The sequence below is a fragment of the Bradyrhizobium sp. USDA 10063 genome, assembly GCF_054063735.1.
Genome location: NZ_JBSSGP010000002.1, coordinates 21,925 through 38,837 on the forward strand (window position 1 = coordinate 21,925; position 16,913 = coordinate 38,837).

The 16,913-nt window shown below is 55.6% G+C and carries 11 protein-coding genes; 10 read left to right on the plus strand and 1 reads right to left on the minus strand.

Features of this window, described 5'->3' with window-relative positions; all coding sequences use genetic code 11:
- Positions 1-11: 11 nt before the first annotated feature.
- Entirely contained in the window at positions 12-2,270 is a 2,259-nt protein-coding gene (locus tag ACVJGD_RS02135) for a polysaccharide biosynthesis tyrosine autokinase (RefSeq protein WP_456632808.1), read from the plus strand.
- 177 nt (positions 2,271-2,447) lie between these two features.
- Positions 2,448-3,035: a hypothetical protein gene (locus tag ACVJGD_RS02140; RefSeq protein ID WP_456632809.1), complete on the plus strand. Its 588-nt coding sequence runs from the start codon at positions 2,448-2,450 to the stop codon at positions 3,033-3,035.
- Between the two features lie 293 nt (positions 3,036-3,328).
- On the opposite strand, the gene ACVJGD_RS02145 is transcribed toward ACVJGD_RS02140, so the two are convergent.
- Positions 3,329-4,846: an undecaprenyl-phosphate glucose phosphotransferase gene (locus tag ACVJGD_RS02145; protein ID WP_456632810.1), complete on the minus strand. Its 1,518-nt coding sequence runs from the start codon at positions 4,844-4,846 to the stop codon at positions 3,329-3,331.
- Between the two features lie 299 nt (positions 4,847-5,145).
- On the opposite strand from ACVJGD_RS02145, the gene ACVJGD_RS02150 reads away from it, so the two are divergent.
- The 8 genes from ACVJGD_RS02150 (at position 5,146) to ACVJGD_RS02185 (ending at position 16,830) form a co-directional block, all read left to right on the plus strand.
- Positions 5,146-6,102 (plus strand): ABC transporter substrate-binding protein, encoded by a 957-nt coding sequence (locus tag ACVJGD_RS02150; protein WP_456632811.1) that lies wholly within the window; start codon positions 5,146-5,148, stop codon positions 6,100-6,102.
- 1,711 nt (positions 6,103-7,813) lie between these two features.
- The gene (locus ACVJGD_RS02155; RefSeq protein WP_456632812.1) at positions 7,814-8,794 is read left to right on the plus strand and encodes an NAD-dependent epimerase/dehydratase family protein; all 981 of its coding nucleotides are present in this window, start codon (positions 7,814-7,816) and stop codon (positions 8,792-8,794) included.
- Positions 8,795-8,837: 43 nt separating this feature from the next.
- Positions 8,838-10,109 (plus strand): glycosyltransferase family 4 protein, encoded by a 1,272-nt coding sequence (locus ACVJGD_RS02160; protein WP_456632813.1) that lies wholly within the window; start codon positions 8,838-8,840, stop codon positions 10,107-10,109.
- 84 nt (positions 10,110-10,193) lie between these two features.
- A complete protein-coding gene (locus tag ACVJGD_RS02165; RefSeq protein WP_456632814.1) occupies positions 10,194-11,135 on the plus strand; it encodes a glycosyltransferase family 2 protein in 942 nt (313 codons plus the stop codon).
- Positions 11,136-11,251: 116 nt separating this feature from the next.
- Positions 11,252-12,841 carry a hypothetical protein gene (locus ACVJGD_RS02170; RefSeq protein WP_456632815.1) on the plus strand — a complete coding sequence of 530 codons (1,590 nt, stop codon included), beginning with the start codon at positions 11,252-11,254 and terminating at the stop codon, positions 12,839-12,841.
- 93 nt (positions 12,842-12,934) lie between these two features.
- Positions 12,935-14,281: a lipopolysaccharide biosynthesis protein gene (locus ACVJGD_RS02175; protein ID WP_456632816.1), complete on the plus strand. Its 1,347-nt coding sequence runs from the start codon at positions 12,935-12,937 to the stop codon at positions 14,279-14,281.
- Entirely contained in the window at positions 14,274-15,644 is a 1,371-nt protein-coding gene (locus tag ACVJGD_RS02180; RefSeq protein ID WP_456632817.1) for a hypothetical protein, read from the plus strand. The genes ACVJGD_RS02175 and ACVJGD_RS02180 overlap by 8 nt, the downstream gene beginning before the upstream one ends.
- Before the next feature lie 34 nt (positions 15,645-15,678).
- Complete coding sequence (locus ACVJGD_RS02185; RefSeq protein WP_456632818.1) at positions 15,679-16,830, plus strand: glycosyltransferase family 4 protein; 1,152 nt, start codon at positions 15,679-15,681, stop codon at positions 16,828-16,830.
- Positions 16,831-16,913: the final 83 nt, after the last annotated feature.

Below are 16,913 nucleotides of genomic sequence, written 5' to 3' on the forward strand. Positions count from 1 at the left end.
AGGAATTGCAGATGCTGCAAGTGAATAAGCCGACCTCGGAAATCAACCGCGAATATGTCGAGGCAGAGAGTCCTCCTTCGCAGACATTGACGTCCTACCTCGAGATCGTCCGCCGGCAGTTTCCGACGATGATAGCGATCGTCGCGGCCTGTCTGATCCTTGCGCTGCTCTATCTGTTCACCGCCGCACCACAATTCACCTCGACCGCGTCGATGGTGATCGACACACGCAAGGTGCAGCTATTCCAGCAGCAGTCGATGCTCGGTGACGTGACAATCGACTCTGCGACCGTGGAGACTCAGGTCGAGATCCTGAAATCCGAGAACATAAGCCTCGCCGTGATCCGCGACCTGCGTCTGATCGACGATCCCGAATTCACTGGCAGCGGCGGCGGCCTGCTCGGAACAGTGATCGGCGCGGTCGCCGATCTGTTTTCGAGTGGTAGCGCACCGTCCGAGTTCGAGCTGACGCGAAAGGCGCTGGAGCGGTTCGAGAAGAACCGTACCATCAAGCGCCTCGGCCTCACCTATGTCATGGAGATTGGCTTCACTTCGCTCGACCCGGGAAAGGCGGCGAAGATCGCCAACGCGATTGCGGACGCTTACATCGTCGACCAGCTCGAGGCGAAGTACCAGGCAACGCGACGCGCCAGTGTCTGGCTGCAGGACCGCATCAAGGAATTGCGCACGCAGGCCTCCGCCGCGCAGCGGGCCGTGGTCGATTTCAAGACCGCCAACAACATCGTCGATACCGGCGGGCGGCTGATGAACGAGCAGCAGCTCGCCGAGGTCAACAGCCAGCTGATCCTGGCGCACGCGGCGACCGCCGAGGCCAAGGCGCGGCTCGACCGCATGAACGACATCGTCAAGCAGGAGATCCCGGACGCTTCAGTCGCCGACGCGCTGAAGAACGACACCATCGTCAAGCTGCGCGGCCAATATGTTGATATGGCCTCGAAGGAGTCGATCTGGTCGGCCAAATACGGCCGCGAGCATCTGGCCGCGGTCAACCTGCGCACGCAGATGGCCGAGGTCAAGAAGAACATTCAGGACGAGCTCAAGCGCATCCAGGAATCCTACAAGAGCGACTACGACATCGCCGTGACCCGCGAGGACGCCATCAAGACGAGCCTCGCCAATGTCGTCTCCGAATCCCAGCTCACCAACCAGGCGCAGATCCAGCTCCGCGAGCTCGAGAGCAATGCTCAATCCTACCAGGCGATGTATGACAATTTCCTGCAGCGCTATATGGAATCGGTGCAGCAGCAGTCCTTCCCGATCACTGAGGCTCGTGTCATCAGTGCAGCAACCTCGCCCTTGAAGAAGAGCTATCCGAAGACGCTGATCGTACTCGCCGTCGCACTGATGGGCGGGTTGATCCTGAGCTTCGGAGCGGCGATGGCGCGCGAGCTTACTGACAAGGTGTTCCGCACGACCGGCCAGGTGGAGGATGTGCTAGGAACGAATTGCATCACGATTCTGCCTTCGCTGTCGGCACCGGCGGACCTGCCGTCGAAGTTTGGCGGCAAGATCGCAAAGCCTAAGGACACCCCGCAGCCTGACCTGTTGCGCTATGTCGTGGAGAACCCACTGTCGCGTTTCGCCGAGGCCATCCGCTCGCTGAAGGTGGCGGTGGATCTCAATTCGATCGTGCGCGAGAATCGCGTGCTGGCGGTCACTTCGACGCTGCCGAACGAAGGCAAGAGCACACTTTCGACCAACCTCGCGCATCTGATGGCACACGGCGGGGCGCGGGTGCTTCTGGTCGACGCGGACCTGCGCAACCCCTCGCTGTCCCGCGAACTGATGCCGGACATGCAGGTCGGGCTGGTTGATCTCATTGCGCAGAGGGTGCGGCTGGAGGATGCGTTGGTTGTCGATGCCGAGACAAGGTTGTCGATCTTGCCCGCCGGCATGACCTCGAAACTCCTGCATACCAACGAGATCTTGGCTTCCAAGGCCATGCACGCATTGATCACGCAATTGCGTGCGAAGTTCGATTACGTGGTGCTCGACATGCCGCCAATGGCTCCAGTGGTCGACGTGCGTGTGACCTCATCCTTTGTCGATTCCTATGTCTACGTCGTAGAGTGGGGAGAAACCAAGATGGACGTGGCGAGTCACAATTTGCGCGGTGCGCCGGAGATCCAGGACAAGTTGCTTGGCGTAGTTTTGAATAAGGCAGATACCAAGTTGCTTGCGCGCTACGAATCGTATCAGAGCCGCTACTACTATCAGAAATATTACGCTCGCTACGGGTACGTGGAATAACCGCCGCTTGGTATGACAGGCGTGGGTGCTCGGATTGTTGCCAATGTGTTTGGCCTTCTCGGCATACTTTGGTCGTCCGCCACTCTCCCATCATTTTGGTTAGCGAGGCCAGCGCGCAATATCTCAGAACGCATTCTGATGGATGACCGGCTGAGGCCAGGTGCGCCGAGTGACATCTTGGTGCGTATCGAACAGCAGCCCCAACCGATTCTCCTGCAGCCTGAGCTTGGACAAGCCGAGGCGCTCATTCGGCTTCGTGCCGCCGAGGAGGCCATCGAACAAAAGGCTACAGATGAATCTGATCGGGCCGTGGCAATCGCCGCGAACAAATTGAGATTTGCTCTTTCCATGAATCCGGCGAATGGATTTCTTTGGCTGTTGCTCTATTCGGTCGAGACCGCCAGCAACGGCTTTGATCCTGGTAACATCAGGTACCTTGACCAGTCGTATGTGACTGCGCCCCTCGATGGGTGGATCGCACTTCGGCGTAACAGGTTGGGGCTCGCCGTATTTCCGATGTTAAGCGGAGCGATGCAGCAAAACGCGGTTTCGGAGTTCGCCTCCCTCGTCGACAGCGGGTTCATTGAGGATGCAGCGATCAGCCTGACGAGCGTAGGTTGGGCCCAGCGAGAGCGACTGCTGGCATCTCTGGAAAGAGTGAACATCATGCAGCGGGAGGCCTTCGTGAAGAGATTGCTTCGCGATGGCGTGAAGGCGGCAGTCCCGGGGGTTGAGACTGATGAGAGACCGTGGCGACGACCTTGAGGGGGCGCGTGCGCCCAAAGTGCACTTTTCGGGAAGGATTCAGGGCGCAAATGTCTATCGGAACAATCAGTCTCCTCGTACTTCGGTGATGCGCTTAACCTTTAGCGGTGGTGCCTGCAGGACTATGGCGAGCTACAGTAAACCTGATTGCAGCCTAAGCTAAGGAACGACTGCGTCGCTAAAATCTGAAAACAAAGCGAGGGAGGGCCTTCGAGAATCGAAGGTTAGGCGCCATTCGGTATCAAGGAGGTATGAATACGATGCAAAACCAAGCGCGTGCACCGTTCACTCAATCAATAGGCTGACCGTTGCGCAAACGCGACCAGTATCGTGCGTAGCAGAACGAAGAAGTCTAACAGCAACGTCCAATTATTAATATACCACAGATCATGCTCGACACGCTTTTCCATTAGTTCGAGCGTGCGGGTTTCTCCGCGGTAACCATTGACTTGCGCCCAGCCAGTGATGCCGGGTTTGACATGATGGCGGAAGGCGTAGTGGCCTATGATCTGCTCGTATTCGGAATTGTGTGCCGCGGCGTGCGGGCGGGGGCCGACCAGCGACATGTCTCCGTTGAGCACGTTAAAAAGTTGCGGCAACTCGTCAATCGAAGTCTTGCGCAGCCATTTGCCGATCCAGGTTACGCGCGGGTCATTCTTCGTCGCTTGCACGATGGCCGGACCGTCCTCGAGTACGCGCATTGTGCGGAATTTGTAGATGCGGAAGGCGCGGCCACCAAAACCATTGCGCGTCTGGCGGAAGAAGACCGGCCCATGGGAGCTGATCTTGATCAGGATGGCCACAAGCACCATGGTGGGTGCAAACATGATTAGTGCCAGGGAGCCGCCGACGAGGTCGAGCGTGCGCTTTGAGGCACGCTCTTTCCAGCTTAGGGGCGCGCGCCGCAGTTCTGCCGTCCAAGCGCTGCCCGCGTTGACCACCGGGTAACGCAGGAAGCGCGAGACATTCGCATCGGGCACGAGATGTACCGGAATGGGCAGGATTTTCAATCCGTCCAGAATGCTGTCGATCGCATGCTGGCGGCTCCAGTTCAACAGCAGAAACACGTGTTCGATTTGATTTTCCCGAGCATAACTGATCAGTTCTTCGAAGCGGGGGCTGATCTGTGACATTAGGAGTGGCGAGGCGAGCTCCCCGGCACGGATTTCGAGCGTTCGCATCACGCGGTAACCGTGCTGACAAAGCTCCATCATCGCAGCGGAGGAGGCCGGCAGGCCGAACTCGGCAATGACTACTACGCGGCTGTTGGCAAAGGCGCCGGTGCGTAAAGCGCGCCCTGTCCAGCGCGACGCAGCCGCCTTCCACACAAGTAGTACGGCAAGACCGACCAGATAGAACGAGATTATCGTACCGCGAGAAAACTCGTCGCTCACCTTCATGGTGAACGCGATGGCAAGCAGCGCCGCAAATACGCCCGTCCAGGTCGTGATCGTAATCCGCCACTGCAGCGGCAGGTTGGCGATGTTGTTCAGACGATAGCCATGCTGAACCGTAACCAGGAGCCCATAGTTGATCGCAACGAGCAGGCTTGCGGCGGCGTGAACGTCGGCCTTGCCGAGAAAAGATTGCGCATACAGGTGATATATTACCGCGCAGCCGATGCCGCATATAACGATGAGCGAGCCGTCGGCGATCATAATTAGCCGCTCGACGAATGCTGGCCGCAGCCAGCTAGGCCCTATCTGCGCCGCGCTGGTAGGCGGACCGTTCGAAATCGCGACGTCTGGTCCTTGATCAGCAATAGGCTGGGGATCGGCAACAGGCCGGGAAGTAAAGGAAGCAATCGTCATTCTAGAGTCGCGACCCCTGAAAATGCTACCAGTATCCGCCGTGCGTTCGCATAAAAATCGCAGTTAAGATAATGATCAGAAAAATGTAACTTTATCTTATTCACTCTAGCGCGACACATTCGCTACCTCAACCGACACGTGGAAAGTGCGCGCGTATCGCAGGAATTCCTCAGGTGCCTCGAAGACGGTTGCGGCGAAAAGCGAGACGCGGGTCCCGGCGGTTCATATTGGTCGTTCCTGTCGCTACGCTCGTGGCGGCAGCGATATTCTTGACGCTCTGGCCAGGGTCGCGGCGGCCGGTGAAGACGCGGCTCGAGCCAGTCGCGCAGTTGAACCTGCTGCTGGACGGCTCATTCGGCGCCCGGTTCGCCGGAGAAATGGTGGCCCAGCGGCAACGATTCTTCGCCTCCAACATCACGCTGCGCGCCGATCCCAACGATGCCGATTTTGTTGCCACGGTCGCACGTGAACATGCCATTGGCGTGACCAGCGGCCAGAAGTTTCTTCTTGCAGCCTGGCGTGGCGTGCCTGTGACCGCTTTCGGGGCAAGCTTGCTGGATACGTCCACCGCGATTTTCACCGTGGAGAGTTCTGGGCTGCGTCGCCCGGTCGATCTGGTTGGCAAGCGGCTTGGCTATCGGAAGGGAAGCGAGGGCGAGGTGGTTTTCGATGCGATGATGGCTCAGCTCGGTCTGCCTCGCAGCCGGATCATCAAGATACCGGACCGAGACACCTTCGATGCTTTGCGTGCCGGTGAGGTGGACGCGATTATCGCTGCGATGGGGCAGGAGCCGCGACCTTCGGAGCCCAGCTATGTCCCACTGAACGTGATCAAGCCGCAGGAATACGCCATTCACTTGCCCGGCTTGGTCTATTTCGGCAGCAATGACCTCGTTCGCGATCGCCCGTCCGTCATTGCTCACGTGCTCCAGGGGGTGATCAAGGGGTGGCAGTTTACCTACAGCGACTACGCACGCAGCGCGTCTCTTATCGTCGGGTTCGATCCCGCCACGCTCGATCCGGAGCGAGTCAAGTTCGAACTGCAACAACAGCGCGCTTTGGTGCTGCCAACTGGTACGCGCATTGCCGATTACGATGAGAGCCGATGGCGAACGCTACGGGATGTCCTGATCTTTTCGAAGCTCGGGAAGGAGGACGTGCCGCTTTCACAGGCAGTCGACTACCAATTTTTGCGCGACGTCTACCGCCGCTCGCCCGATTTGGACGCGCCCGGCGCGTGGACGGGCGAGAACTAGGTCCTGAGGCTGACAGTCCCTCGTTTTCCAGCACCCGCGCGAGTTTCTTTTGCCACCCTGGTTGATAATCTGCTAATCATCTGTCTGGTGGACTCATTTCCTGGGATGTTCACCGATCTCGCTGGCGGTTTCCCTGGGGCGCCATTTTGGCCTCTGGCGCTTGGCGGATCAGGTGAGGGGCGAGGGGCTTTTCTGATGTTTAAGATAATTGCGCGGGCTTGGCTTTTGGCCTTGGCTGTATCTGTGGCAGGAGCAAGCGGAGCAAAGGCTGCGGTGCAAGCACCTGTGACCGCGGCCTTGCTCGCGGGCGCTGGGGTGGTGACGCCGGCTACGTTCTGGGCGCAACCTTATCCTTATAAATATGTGCCGTGGCGCCGATGCCCGCGTGTCCGCGTCGAGACACCATATGGCTGGTACTGGGATCGTGTTTGCGGCGCGCCCGTTCTACGCCGCTCCTATTGATCGATCGGCTCACTCTTCTTGATGCTGAGACCGTATCGGCCCGGCGTCGGTGCATCTTGGTGCCATCGCTGCCCTCATTCTATGTACCCTGGATGTTCGGCACGAGGATCGTGGCCGCCGGGCAGAGGTATATCATTGCCGGCTAACTTGTCGCGCCTGCTCGCTAGGGCGTCACGTGAGTGTCACACGAGGCTGTGGAGTGTTCGTGCGACTGCAGAGCATAGGACTATGTGAATTGATCAGGATCTTTATTCTCAGCGTTGCGACAATATTCGCTATTGATAGCTGCCAAGCGCAAACTGCTACTCCTAGCTATTTTATCCAAGGTGCACCTGAGCAATCGCGATCAACGGTAGTGCGCGATGGGCTTGGTCGCCCTTGCATCGATGTCGAGGCCATGGCGAAAGCCCGTACGGTCGATCCAAGGATGATCGACCATATCGTGAGCTTGAAAAGCAACTGCGCGCGTCAGATTAGAGCGACAGTGTGCTATCTCGGCTCTGACAGATGCAACGAAGTCGATCTTGCCCCGTACAAGCGGGTCGATACCATCTTGGGAACGATGAGGGGCATCAATTACTTCAAGTACGTGGTCAGGCAACGGTAAATCTCTGGGCAGGTGAATTGAGGTAGCCCAGTGCTTCGCAGGTGGCATGTTCAATCATCCGATAATATTGGGAGACGGTAGTAGGCATTTGCCTATCGATTGATCTCGTTAGACACTCTCGTGCTGTCCTGAATTCCAAAGGAGCTAGAACGCGCCAGGATTAAGGTTAGCTCTGTTTTTCCACTTGTCGGGGCTATGCTGCTTGATTAGACAGTATGCATCAGATCATCTAGATGGATGATCGTCGGATTTGTTGTGTCACGCTTGGTTTCTTGAAAGCTTTTTCGTGCTCGCAGGGGTTATATATGTTTGTTGAATAGTGAATTTCATCCGACAAACGGTCGGACGTGACAAGCAAATGGCGCAGGTTCAGGATTTTCGTCGCGCGTTGGTACATTGTTTGCAAGCCAATTAATAACAGTAATTGCCGGTGACGAACTTTTTGTTCTGTGTCGCAACACTCAGCCAGATGTGAAGTGGGTGGACGAAGTCATGAAATTCATGACGCGCTGAGCAATGGGCTATAGCTTTTCTAATGTGCGGGACCGACGAGGTCTCGACGGCAAGTGGGTGAGAAGCACTTATCGCCGCGCATGGCGGTGATCAGTTGCGGGCTGGTTGGAATATCAGGGGGCTGAGAATATGAAACGAGCACTTGTGTGCGGAGCTGGCGGATTCATCGGCAGTCATATTGTAAAACGTCTTAAGAGGGAGGGGTTCTGGGTCCGTGGAGTGGATCTTAAATTTCCTGAATTCTCCGAGACGGCCGCCGACGACTTTGTTGTAGGGGATTTGCGAGATCAAGCGCTGTGCGCCTCTGTAATCGATCGCAAGTTCGACGAAGTCTATCAGTTGGCAGCCGACATGGGCGGGGCGGGTTACATTTTCACCGGTGATCATGATGCCGATGTGATGCACAATTCAGCCACCATCAATTTGAACGTGGCTGATGCTTGTCGCCGCCGAAATGTTAAGCGAATCTTCTATTCGTCTTCTGCGTGCATGTATCCAGCGTACAATCAAGTAGACCCGCTAAATCCCAACTGCGCCGAGAGTTCAGCGTACCCCGCTGCTCCCGACAGTGAGTATGGTTGGGAAAAACTGTTCAGCGAGCGCCTCTACCTGGCCTTCAATCGCAACTATGGGATGGAATGCAGGGTTGCTCGCTATCACAACATATTTGGACCAGAGGGCACCTGGACTGGCGGTAAGGAAAAAGCTCCGGCTGCTATTTGCCGCAAAGTTGCGGAAGCTCCCAACGGAGGAAGTATCGAGATCTGGGGAGATGGTACTCAGACACGCTCATTCCTGTATATCGAAGAATGTGTAGAAGGCACATTGCGCTTAACTAGATCGGGACATGCCGGTCCATTCAACGTTGGCTCTGAGGAGATGGTTACGATCAACCAACTCGCTCAAATGGCAATGGAAATCGCTGGAAAGAAACTTCGAATAGACCACATTCCTGGTCCGCTTGGCGTACGAGGACGCAATTCTGACAATAGATTGATAAGTGAGACGCTTGGTTGGGCACCCAGTCAATCGCTGCGCGCTGGACTCGAGAAGACCTACGCATGGATAGAAGGTCAGGTTCAGCGAAATACGAGGAAGTCCGCAGCCTGAGCATATTCATCTCCTATTTTGACTTGGTGCTGGGAAGTTTAAGATGATGCGGATAGCCGTGGCCGATTATTCGGGCCACCCATTTCAAGTTCAATTGAGCCGTCAATTGGCTGCTCGTGGGCACACTGTTCTTCACCTGCATTTTGGTGAGTTCTTGACGCCCAAGGGTAAGCTCGGTGAGGACGCGGACGATCCAGAGAATTTCTCTTCGGAACCCGTCTCACTAGGTCGGCCGTTTGCGAAGTATCAGTTTCTTCTGCGGCGTAAGCAGGAAATCGAAGTTGGAAGGAGATTTGTATCGCGTATTGGGCGATTTGCGCCCGATTTGGTTATCGCGTCCAATATGCCTTTAGACGCGTTGCGTCAGATTGTTCGCTATCGGCGCAAACTTGGTTATGGCCTGATCTTCTGGCAGCAGGACATCTATTCGATCGCTATAACGCGCATCCTGATGCAGAAGTTTGGTATGCTCGGAAGTCTCGTAGGCGCTTACTACAAGGCAATCGAGAGGCAGGCTCTGCAGCAGAGTGATGCAATCGTCGCCATTTCCAGTGACTTTATGGGGCCGCTCAAGGAGCAATTCGGGCTCCCGGGCGAAAAGGTCCATGTGATCGAAAACTGGGCGCCGCTAAATGAGATCACCTGCAGGACGAAGATAAATGCGTGGTCGACGGCTCAAGGTTTGGCCGACAAGGAAGTTATTCTTTATACCGGCACTCTGGGGATGAAGCACAACCCCGCCCTGATCCTGTCGGTTGCCGAGGCTGTTCGAACCCGTCCGAATGCCGTCGTGGTGGTAACATCCGAAGGTGAGGTCGCCGAGGGGCTTGGCCGTCAGGCAGCTGCAGCCGGGCTCAACAACTTACGCGTTCTGCCGTTTCAACCCTACGACGTTTATCCTGACGTGCTTGGAAGCGCTGACGTTCTGATATCCATACTTGAGCCAGACGCGGGTATCTATTCCGTACCCTCCAAGGTGCTGAGCTATCTATGTGCGGGGAGGGCCATCGTCCTATCGGCGCCGCCGGAGAACTTGGCCTCCACCATACTTCAAAAGTCAAAGGCGGGTATCTGTACGAGTGCAGGGTGCGGGTCGAGCTTCGGCGCCGCGGTTGTGAGGCTGCTGGAAGATTCTGAACTCCGACAAGATGCGGCTTCTAACGGCCGCAAATACGCGGAGGTCTACTTCGACATCGAACAGATTACATCGAAGTTCGAGCGCATCTTTAGATCGGCTTTGCCGAGCAAGGCTCGAGCTCAAGGGAGGGAGTCCATATCGGATGCCCCTGTCACCGATCCTTTAGGACAATCTTGAGCCTGTCCTGAATGGTGGTGTGGATGGTGAACGTGTCAGCATACGGGGACTAAGTTCGGGACGTGCGTCGAACGGACCAAGCCAGTGATATCTGTTATCATTTTGACCTACAATGAAGAACGGCATCTGGCGCGAGCTCTGAAGTCAGTTGCCGCGATTGCGCACGAAGTTTTCGTTGTCGACTCGTTTTCATCTGATCGTACCGTGGAGATTGCGCGAGCCCATGGGGCTCAGGTCTACCAGCACAAATTCGTGAATCAGGCGAAGCAATTTCAATGGGCTTTGGAGAATCTGCCGATAGCCGGAAATTGGGTGATGCGGCTTGATGCCGATGAAGTGATCGAAACCGATCTGGCTCACGGAATCAGCTCGCGGCTTCCGTCTCTTTCATCGGACATTACTGGAATAGCGCTCAAGCGGAAGCATATTTTCTTGGGACGCTGGATTCGTCATGGCGGCCGCTATCCCCTGGTCCTGTTGCGAATTTGGCGGAGCGGCTGTGCTCGAGTTGAGGATCGCTGGATGGACGAACATATCGTCCTCACCCGTGGCAGATCACTAACTCTCAATGGCGGATTCGCTGACCACAACCTACTTAGCATCACCGAATTCATAGGGAAGCACAATACCTACGCTACTCGGGAAGCAATCGATATCCTGAACGAACGCCATGAACTGTTTGGCGGCGCTAGTGCTCTAATATCGCCAAATGTATCCTTGCAGATCGCGAGCAAACGCTTCTTGAAGATACACGTCTACAACAAGCTGCCGTTTTGGTTGAGTGCCACCCTGTATTTTCTCTATCGATACATCGTCCGATTGGGTTTTCTTGACGGTACAGAAGGGCTTATCTACCACTTTATTCAAGGATACTGGTACCGAATGCTCGTCGGGGCGAAGGTCTTCGAACTGGAAAGATCACTACGAGGTCTTTCGGGAAGAGATGAAATAATCTCCGCGCTCGAAGCGCTCACTGGACTGAACTTGCAGGAAAGAAAGCAGACGCCGACAGGGCGTTTCGCGTGAGGGCGCGCTTCAAAGAAAGACTGGGGCTGCGGCAGCAGCTTCCGAAACCATCCAAGGTGGGCGACGAGCGCTGGCCGAAGTCTTTAGCTGCAGCGAGCTCTTTGAAGAGGCCACAAATGAAACAAAGGACCTCCCGTCCAGCATCAAGTTCCCGTTTCGGATGCTGGAGCATCGCTGCCGCTCTTGCGCTCGCTGCCGCGCTGCTGTGGCAACAGGCCTCGAGAACAGAAGTCATGGCGCAAACTGCTGCTCAATCGGCGCTGAAGATGCCGATCACCTTTTCCGCAGCGTTTGGCGATGATGCGCAGCTAGCGCAGCACGCTACAGAGTTTTTGGCTGGCACGCCCGCTTTTGATTCTTCATCAGCGGCGTATTTCCGTCGTGGATCGACAATAGTTAAGCAGACCGCCAATAACGTCTATTCCGTTCGATTGGACTTTGGCGACCAGGTTGTTCGTGCAATCGACCGCGACCTTTCTTCTGAGTTCGGGAAATGGGATCGGAAGTGGGATGCTGGTCAAATGATCGATGATCGCATCGTCTTTGACGCAAAGGATCGCGCATACACGATTATTACGCCGCGCTATTCGAACTTGGATCATGCGGTTTTACTTTATTCAACCGATGGAATGCAAACCTGGAGAGCGGTCGCTTTGCGGGGAAGAGCGGCAGTGCTCGAGAGTTGGGACAGCTTCAATTCTCACACAAATCCCCCCGCTATCCTAAGCCATGAGAACTACGGCACGAGGGCTGGGAAGCGCTTGTGGCTTGAGCATTTTTCCTTCGATGCGTCCGGCCGGCTAACTCCCGATTTCCCGGCTCAACTTGTGTCCGACGACAGCTTGCTAGTCATCAACCATTCTGGCGGAGCAAACTCGCTGCTCACGCTCCAGAACAAGGTATTTGTTGTGTATCCGGTCTCCAAGCCAAGCGCACCGGGCGCGCCCGGCACCATGGTCTACATTAGAGAGTTTGATCTGGATAAGAAGCAGTTCACCAGCGAACCAAAGTATCTGGGGCTGTCCGGTGACGTTAGCCCGATCAGACATCTTATCCACGGGCCGGACCCCCACAACATTCCCGCCATCACTGCGGACAAGAGCGGCACTCTATACGTCATCTTCGGCGCACATCAGGGGCTCTTCAAGTTAACCACCTCAAAGCAACCGGCAAGCATCGAGCCGGCGTGGACAGAGCCCGAGACGTTTGGAGAGCCGGAGAGCAACAAGAAGTACGGTAGATACTCCTACGTTTCGGCTCTGATGGACCACGAGCAAACACTTCACGTATTCGCCCGGTCTGAGGGTGATTACTATCACTATCAGTTGGTACAGATGTTGAAGCCCTTTGGTCAGCCGTTCAAGCGATGGCAAAATGGATTGATGCACCGCGTCATCGTGGAGCCGGGCCGGAGCTTCTACGCAGCGTGGAGGCAAAGAGCGGCCATTGATCAGGCCGGGAACCTGTATCTGCACTTCAAATACTGGCCTAACGAATTTACCGACGCGGAGGCCGGCGCGCTGCATCTCAGCGGCGTTGGCCAGAGCTGTAGATCCGGGAGGTGTTTTTACCCACAGGTGCCGTTCCTGTTTCCGACGACTCTGAAATCGGCGGACCACGGAGAGACTTTCTCCCTCTATGAACACGGGCGCTCGGAGGAAGCCGGATCTGCCCAGCAATCAAGCGAGGGGGCAAGCGTGCACTGACAAGGCGCGTTTGGACAGAGGGTGGCCGTGACTGTTTGGGATCAATGAAGGATGAGGAGTGTTGTGCCAAGCGGGGCATCGCGACGAGTGCTTATGGGCGCCGTCGCGAACGCTGTTGGGAAGCTCTGGGTCACGCTCATTCAACTGATCTCTGTCCCCATTCTCGTCACGAAATGGGGAACGTCGGGCTACGGGATCTGGCTCATGCTGACCGTGATCCCGACTTATGTCGCGCTTAGCGATCTTGGCTTTGGTACTGCGGCCGGAGTGAGCATGATTCGCCGGGTCACTATAGGCGATCTCTCCGGGGCGCTTCGCGCGTTTCAAAGTGTTTGGCTGTTTGTAAGCCTTGTGTCGCTTGCGCTTTGGGGACTAGCCGCAGTCATATGGTTGATCGGAAGCGAACTGCCAGGCTGGGCGGAATGGAATCGCGAGCAACTGCCTATCGCAGCGTTGTTGCTGATGACCTATTCTCCAATTGTTCTGCAGATGAACATAGTGAATGTTGGGTTCAGAAGCATTGGCCGATACGCTCAGGGCACATTCCTGCTGGATATAATTTCTCCCCTTGAACAACTCCTTGTCCTGGCGGTCGCGAGCGGTGGCGGGGGTTACGCGGGATGCGCGTTAGCCATGGTGATCATGCGCGCGGTTGGCTTTGCTGTCTATTACTTGGTGCTGCGGAGAACTGCTCCGTGGATTCGTTTCGGCTGGAAAGAGGCTCGCATAGAGGAGGTAAAATCTCTTGTGAGGCCCGCGGTCGCTGCGCTCAGCCTGCCGATATCATCGGCGCTAAGCATTCAAGGCACTGTCTTTGTCTTAGGGCTGGCGATTTCGCCGGCATCGGCGGCGATTCTGGGAACGGTTCGAACTATCGCAAGGGTTCCGCTTCAACTTGTCGGTCTGCTGACGAGGGCGACCTTGCCCGAGATTACGGCGGCTGAAACCAAGAAAGATGCACGGTATTTGGACGAGCTAGTCTATAGCAATCTGGCCGCGGTCTTTATCGTTTCTGTACCCTCTGCGGCTATACTGATTTTTTCGGGGCAATGGCTACTCTCATTGCTCACACGAGACATAATGGAAGCGCCGATCACTCTGTTTGTTGCGCTGACGATCAGCATGGTCCTGAGCGCGCTCTGGAGCACGGTTGGCTCGTTCTTGTTGGCGGTAAATCAGCAGCATCGTTTCGCAGCGATCTATGCGGCGGCATCGGTCATAACGGCGGTCATGGTTTACTTCGTCGCTGCCAGACTTGGAATCGAGGCGGCTGCAATCGCCTTGATCCCGATGGACATCGTCATGGCCTGTACAGTTCTTTACCAGTGGTTTGGAGTGGACCGGAAGTACAGATTGTCGGCGCAAATCGACGTGATTGCTCGCCTGGTTCAGGCTGTTAAGCACAAAGGGAATTGGCGGCGGAATAGCGCTCATGGCTGATGTATTCATTTTCGCCGGTTTCCTCGCCATTTGCGTGCTGACGGTCGTCGAATTGCGGCTGATGCGAGTAGGCAACCTCGGTTTTTCCGATGGCGTTCTAATCGGGGCCGTTTACTACGTCGTTCTGCCACTTCTTGTTCTTCTGATAACCGGCGAATTGGCCGACGTTAACCTTCACGTGCCTCCTTACCGTCCTTACGCCGATGTCAGCACAACGCTTAATCTCTTCCTGGGACTGGTAGTCGTTCTGCTGTTTCACGCAGTCTGTCGGCTTTTTGCAAAAAGGCCGCTGTCATCAGTGCCCGAGCGGATCGAAAAGGTTTCGTTCCGCGTCTTCTTCATGGTGCTCGTTGTGCTGGAGGTTGCAAATTTCTTCGTATCGGGAAAGAGCGCCGGCGGGCACTGGGCGGATAACGCCTCGGCGGCATTTTCGCAGAGCCCAATTGCAATTTTCAGCCTAGGAATTGCGAACTGTTGGCGAACATGCGCGTTCGGCTATCTAGCCTACCGGACAGTTACCGGCCGCATCACCAGGCGAAACGCGACCATCATTGGTGCGCTAGTCGTGGTGCTCGATGTCGCCTTAACCTTCAATCGCATAACCGTGGCGTACTATACAATGATGATTGCGCTGCTCTATCGCGATCGAATAGTCCTCATTGGTGCAGGTTTGGTCATATTGGCGCCGACTGTAACTTTCTTGAGTTCTGTCTGGGCCGTATTTAGAGGGCTCGCTCTTTCCCGGGGAGTCAGCGTCGAGAACATCCTGATGGCTTTGCAGACTGCAAGCACTTCATCTCAGGGTGCGGAAGGAGGTATTTCCAAGACGCTAAATGCGTTCGCCGAAGCGACCAACCTTCTCGTATTCAAGTTTCTGGTTGAAAATGTTCCGGACCATTTTTCCCCGCTATGGGGGAGCACCTTCATTCTCAAGTCGTTCTCGTTCTTCATTCCGTCGACGATCTGGGAAGATAAGCCAAAAACCTTTGGCACCTATCTTGGCTATTACGTCGAGTCGGTCCAGGGATTGTCCTTGAACTCAACTTTGTTCGGAGAGGCGTACGGCAACTTCTACTATTATTGGCCCTTCGCACTGTTCGCGATGCTTTGTCTCATAGAATTCTTGTTCAGGCGCGTAGCCAACCTTGCACCGGTATACGGCTTTTTTGGAGCGTTTGTGGCCATCGCGCTATGGCGCTTCGACATGACATTCGCTTTCATCTCGTTTGTTACCATCGGCGTCGTTCACGCTCTAAGTCGAGCCGGGTTCTGGTTCAGCAGCGTGAGGGTTGGAAATCGACCTTATGTGATTGCTGATCCCCGCGTCAGACGAAACATGAATCGCGTTAGAACTCCGAGATGAAATGAACCATCCCGCCACCAGTGGAGGAAGATTCGTGTCGACGCGCGTCGCCTTGATATATGCGTTCTTTCCACACTACCGGGCTCCGGTCATGCGCGAGTTGGCGCGAAGCTCACGGTATAAATTTGAATTCTGGGGCTCCGTCACAGAGGTCGAAGGCATCAAACCGTGTCCCCAAGACGACCTCATTTGCATAAATCCACTATTGTTTAGGAACACGCGTTTCGGTTGGCGGATATCCGGCTATTGGAAGCCGGTGCTAAGCAAGGAGGTGCCGGCCGTCATCGTGTTGGGGAATCCGAATCTGCTCGACACGTGGTTGATTGCGATAGCAGCTCGGCTCCTACGAAAGAGAGTTCTCTTTTGGACTCATGGTTGGGTGCGCCGGGAGGGAAGGATAAAGGGACTCTTGAGGAATCTCTACTTCGGCTTAGCCGACCGAGTCCTCACATACGGCGAGCGGGCAAGAACGATCGCGTCGGAAACAGGTTTCCGAATTGGGAAGATCGTACCGATATACAATTCGTTGGACTGGGATAGGGCGCAGTCTGTCATCTCCCGGCTCGAGCAGGAGGATGCTACGAGAGATAACGGCGCCGGTGCGCGTGAGCCGAGTATCCCAAGATTGATTTGTACCGCCAGGTTAACCAAGCTTTGCCGCTTTGATCTCCTGCTGAATGCGATGAGCTTGCTGTCAGAGCGGGGGATCGGTACGCAGCTAGTGCTTGTGGGCGAAGGCCCCGAGCGAGGCAGGTTGGAAGAACAGGCAAAACGATTGAAGCTGGACGTGACGTTTGTCGGCGCACTGTACGATGAAGAGCGTTTAGGCGCACTGATCTACGCCGCGGACATGGCGGTATCTCCAGGTAAAGTCGGCCTAACTGCAGTTCATAGTCTGATGTATGGGACGCCAGTGCTAACTCACGGAAATCTGGACAATCAGATGCCTGAAGTGGAGGCGGTAGTTCCTGGGTCGACGGGCCTCTTCTTTGAAGAGGGAAATGTCGAGGATCTTGCCGACAAGATCGCGACCTGGCTGGCGTCGAAGCACGATCGAAGCGCGGTGCGAGCTAGATGCCATCACGTCATTGAAGCCAAGTACAATCCGGCCACCCAGAGACGGCTGATCGAAGACGCGTTGGATGACGTCTTTGCCGCAAATAAGAAGCGTATCATGAACCTGTGAGTGTGTCTCGATCGACTCTATGATTGAAGAACTTGATCCAAGATTATCGTTTCGTCGTGTTGATCGGTTTAAGAATGCCAAGA

Coding starts and splice junctions, on each gene's coding strand:
- ACVJGD_RS02160 (WP_456632813.1), top strand. CDS start 8,838: ATGATGCGGATAGCCGTGGCCGATTATTCGGGCCACCCATTTCAAGTT.
- ACVJGD_RS02180 (WP_456632817.1), top strand. CDS start 14,274: ATGGCTGATGTATTCATTTTCGCCGGTTTCCTCGCCATTTGCGTGCTG.
- ACVJGD_RS02155 (WP_456632812.1), top strand. CDS start 7,814: ATGAAACGAGCACTTGTGTGCGGAGCTGGCGGATTCATCGGCAGTCAT.
- ACVJGD_RS02175 (WP_456632816.1), top strand. CDS start 12,935: ATGGGCGCCGTCGCGAACGCTGTTGGGAAGCTCTGGGTCACGCTCATT.
- ACVJGD_RS02145 (WP_456632810.1), bottom strand. CDS start 4,846: ATGACGATTGCTTCCTTTACTTCCCGGCCTGTTGCCGATCCCCAGCCT.
- ACVJGD_RS02135 (WP_456632808.1), top strand. CDS start 12: ATGCTGCAAGTGAATAAGCCGACCTCGGAAATCAACCGCGAATATGTC.
- ACVJGD_RS02170 (WP_456632815.1), top strand. CDS start 11,252: ATGAAACAAAGGACCTCCCGTCCAGCATCAAGTTCCCGTTTCGGATGC.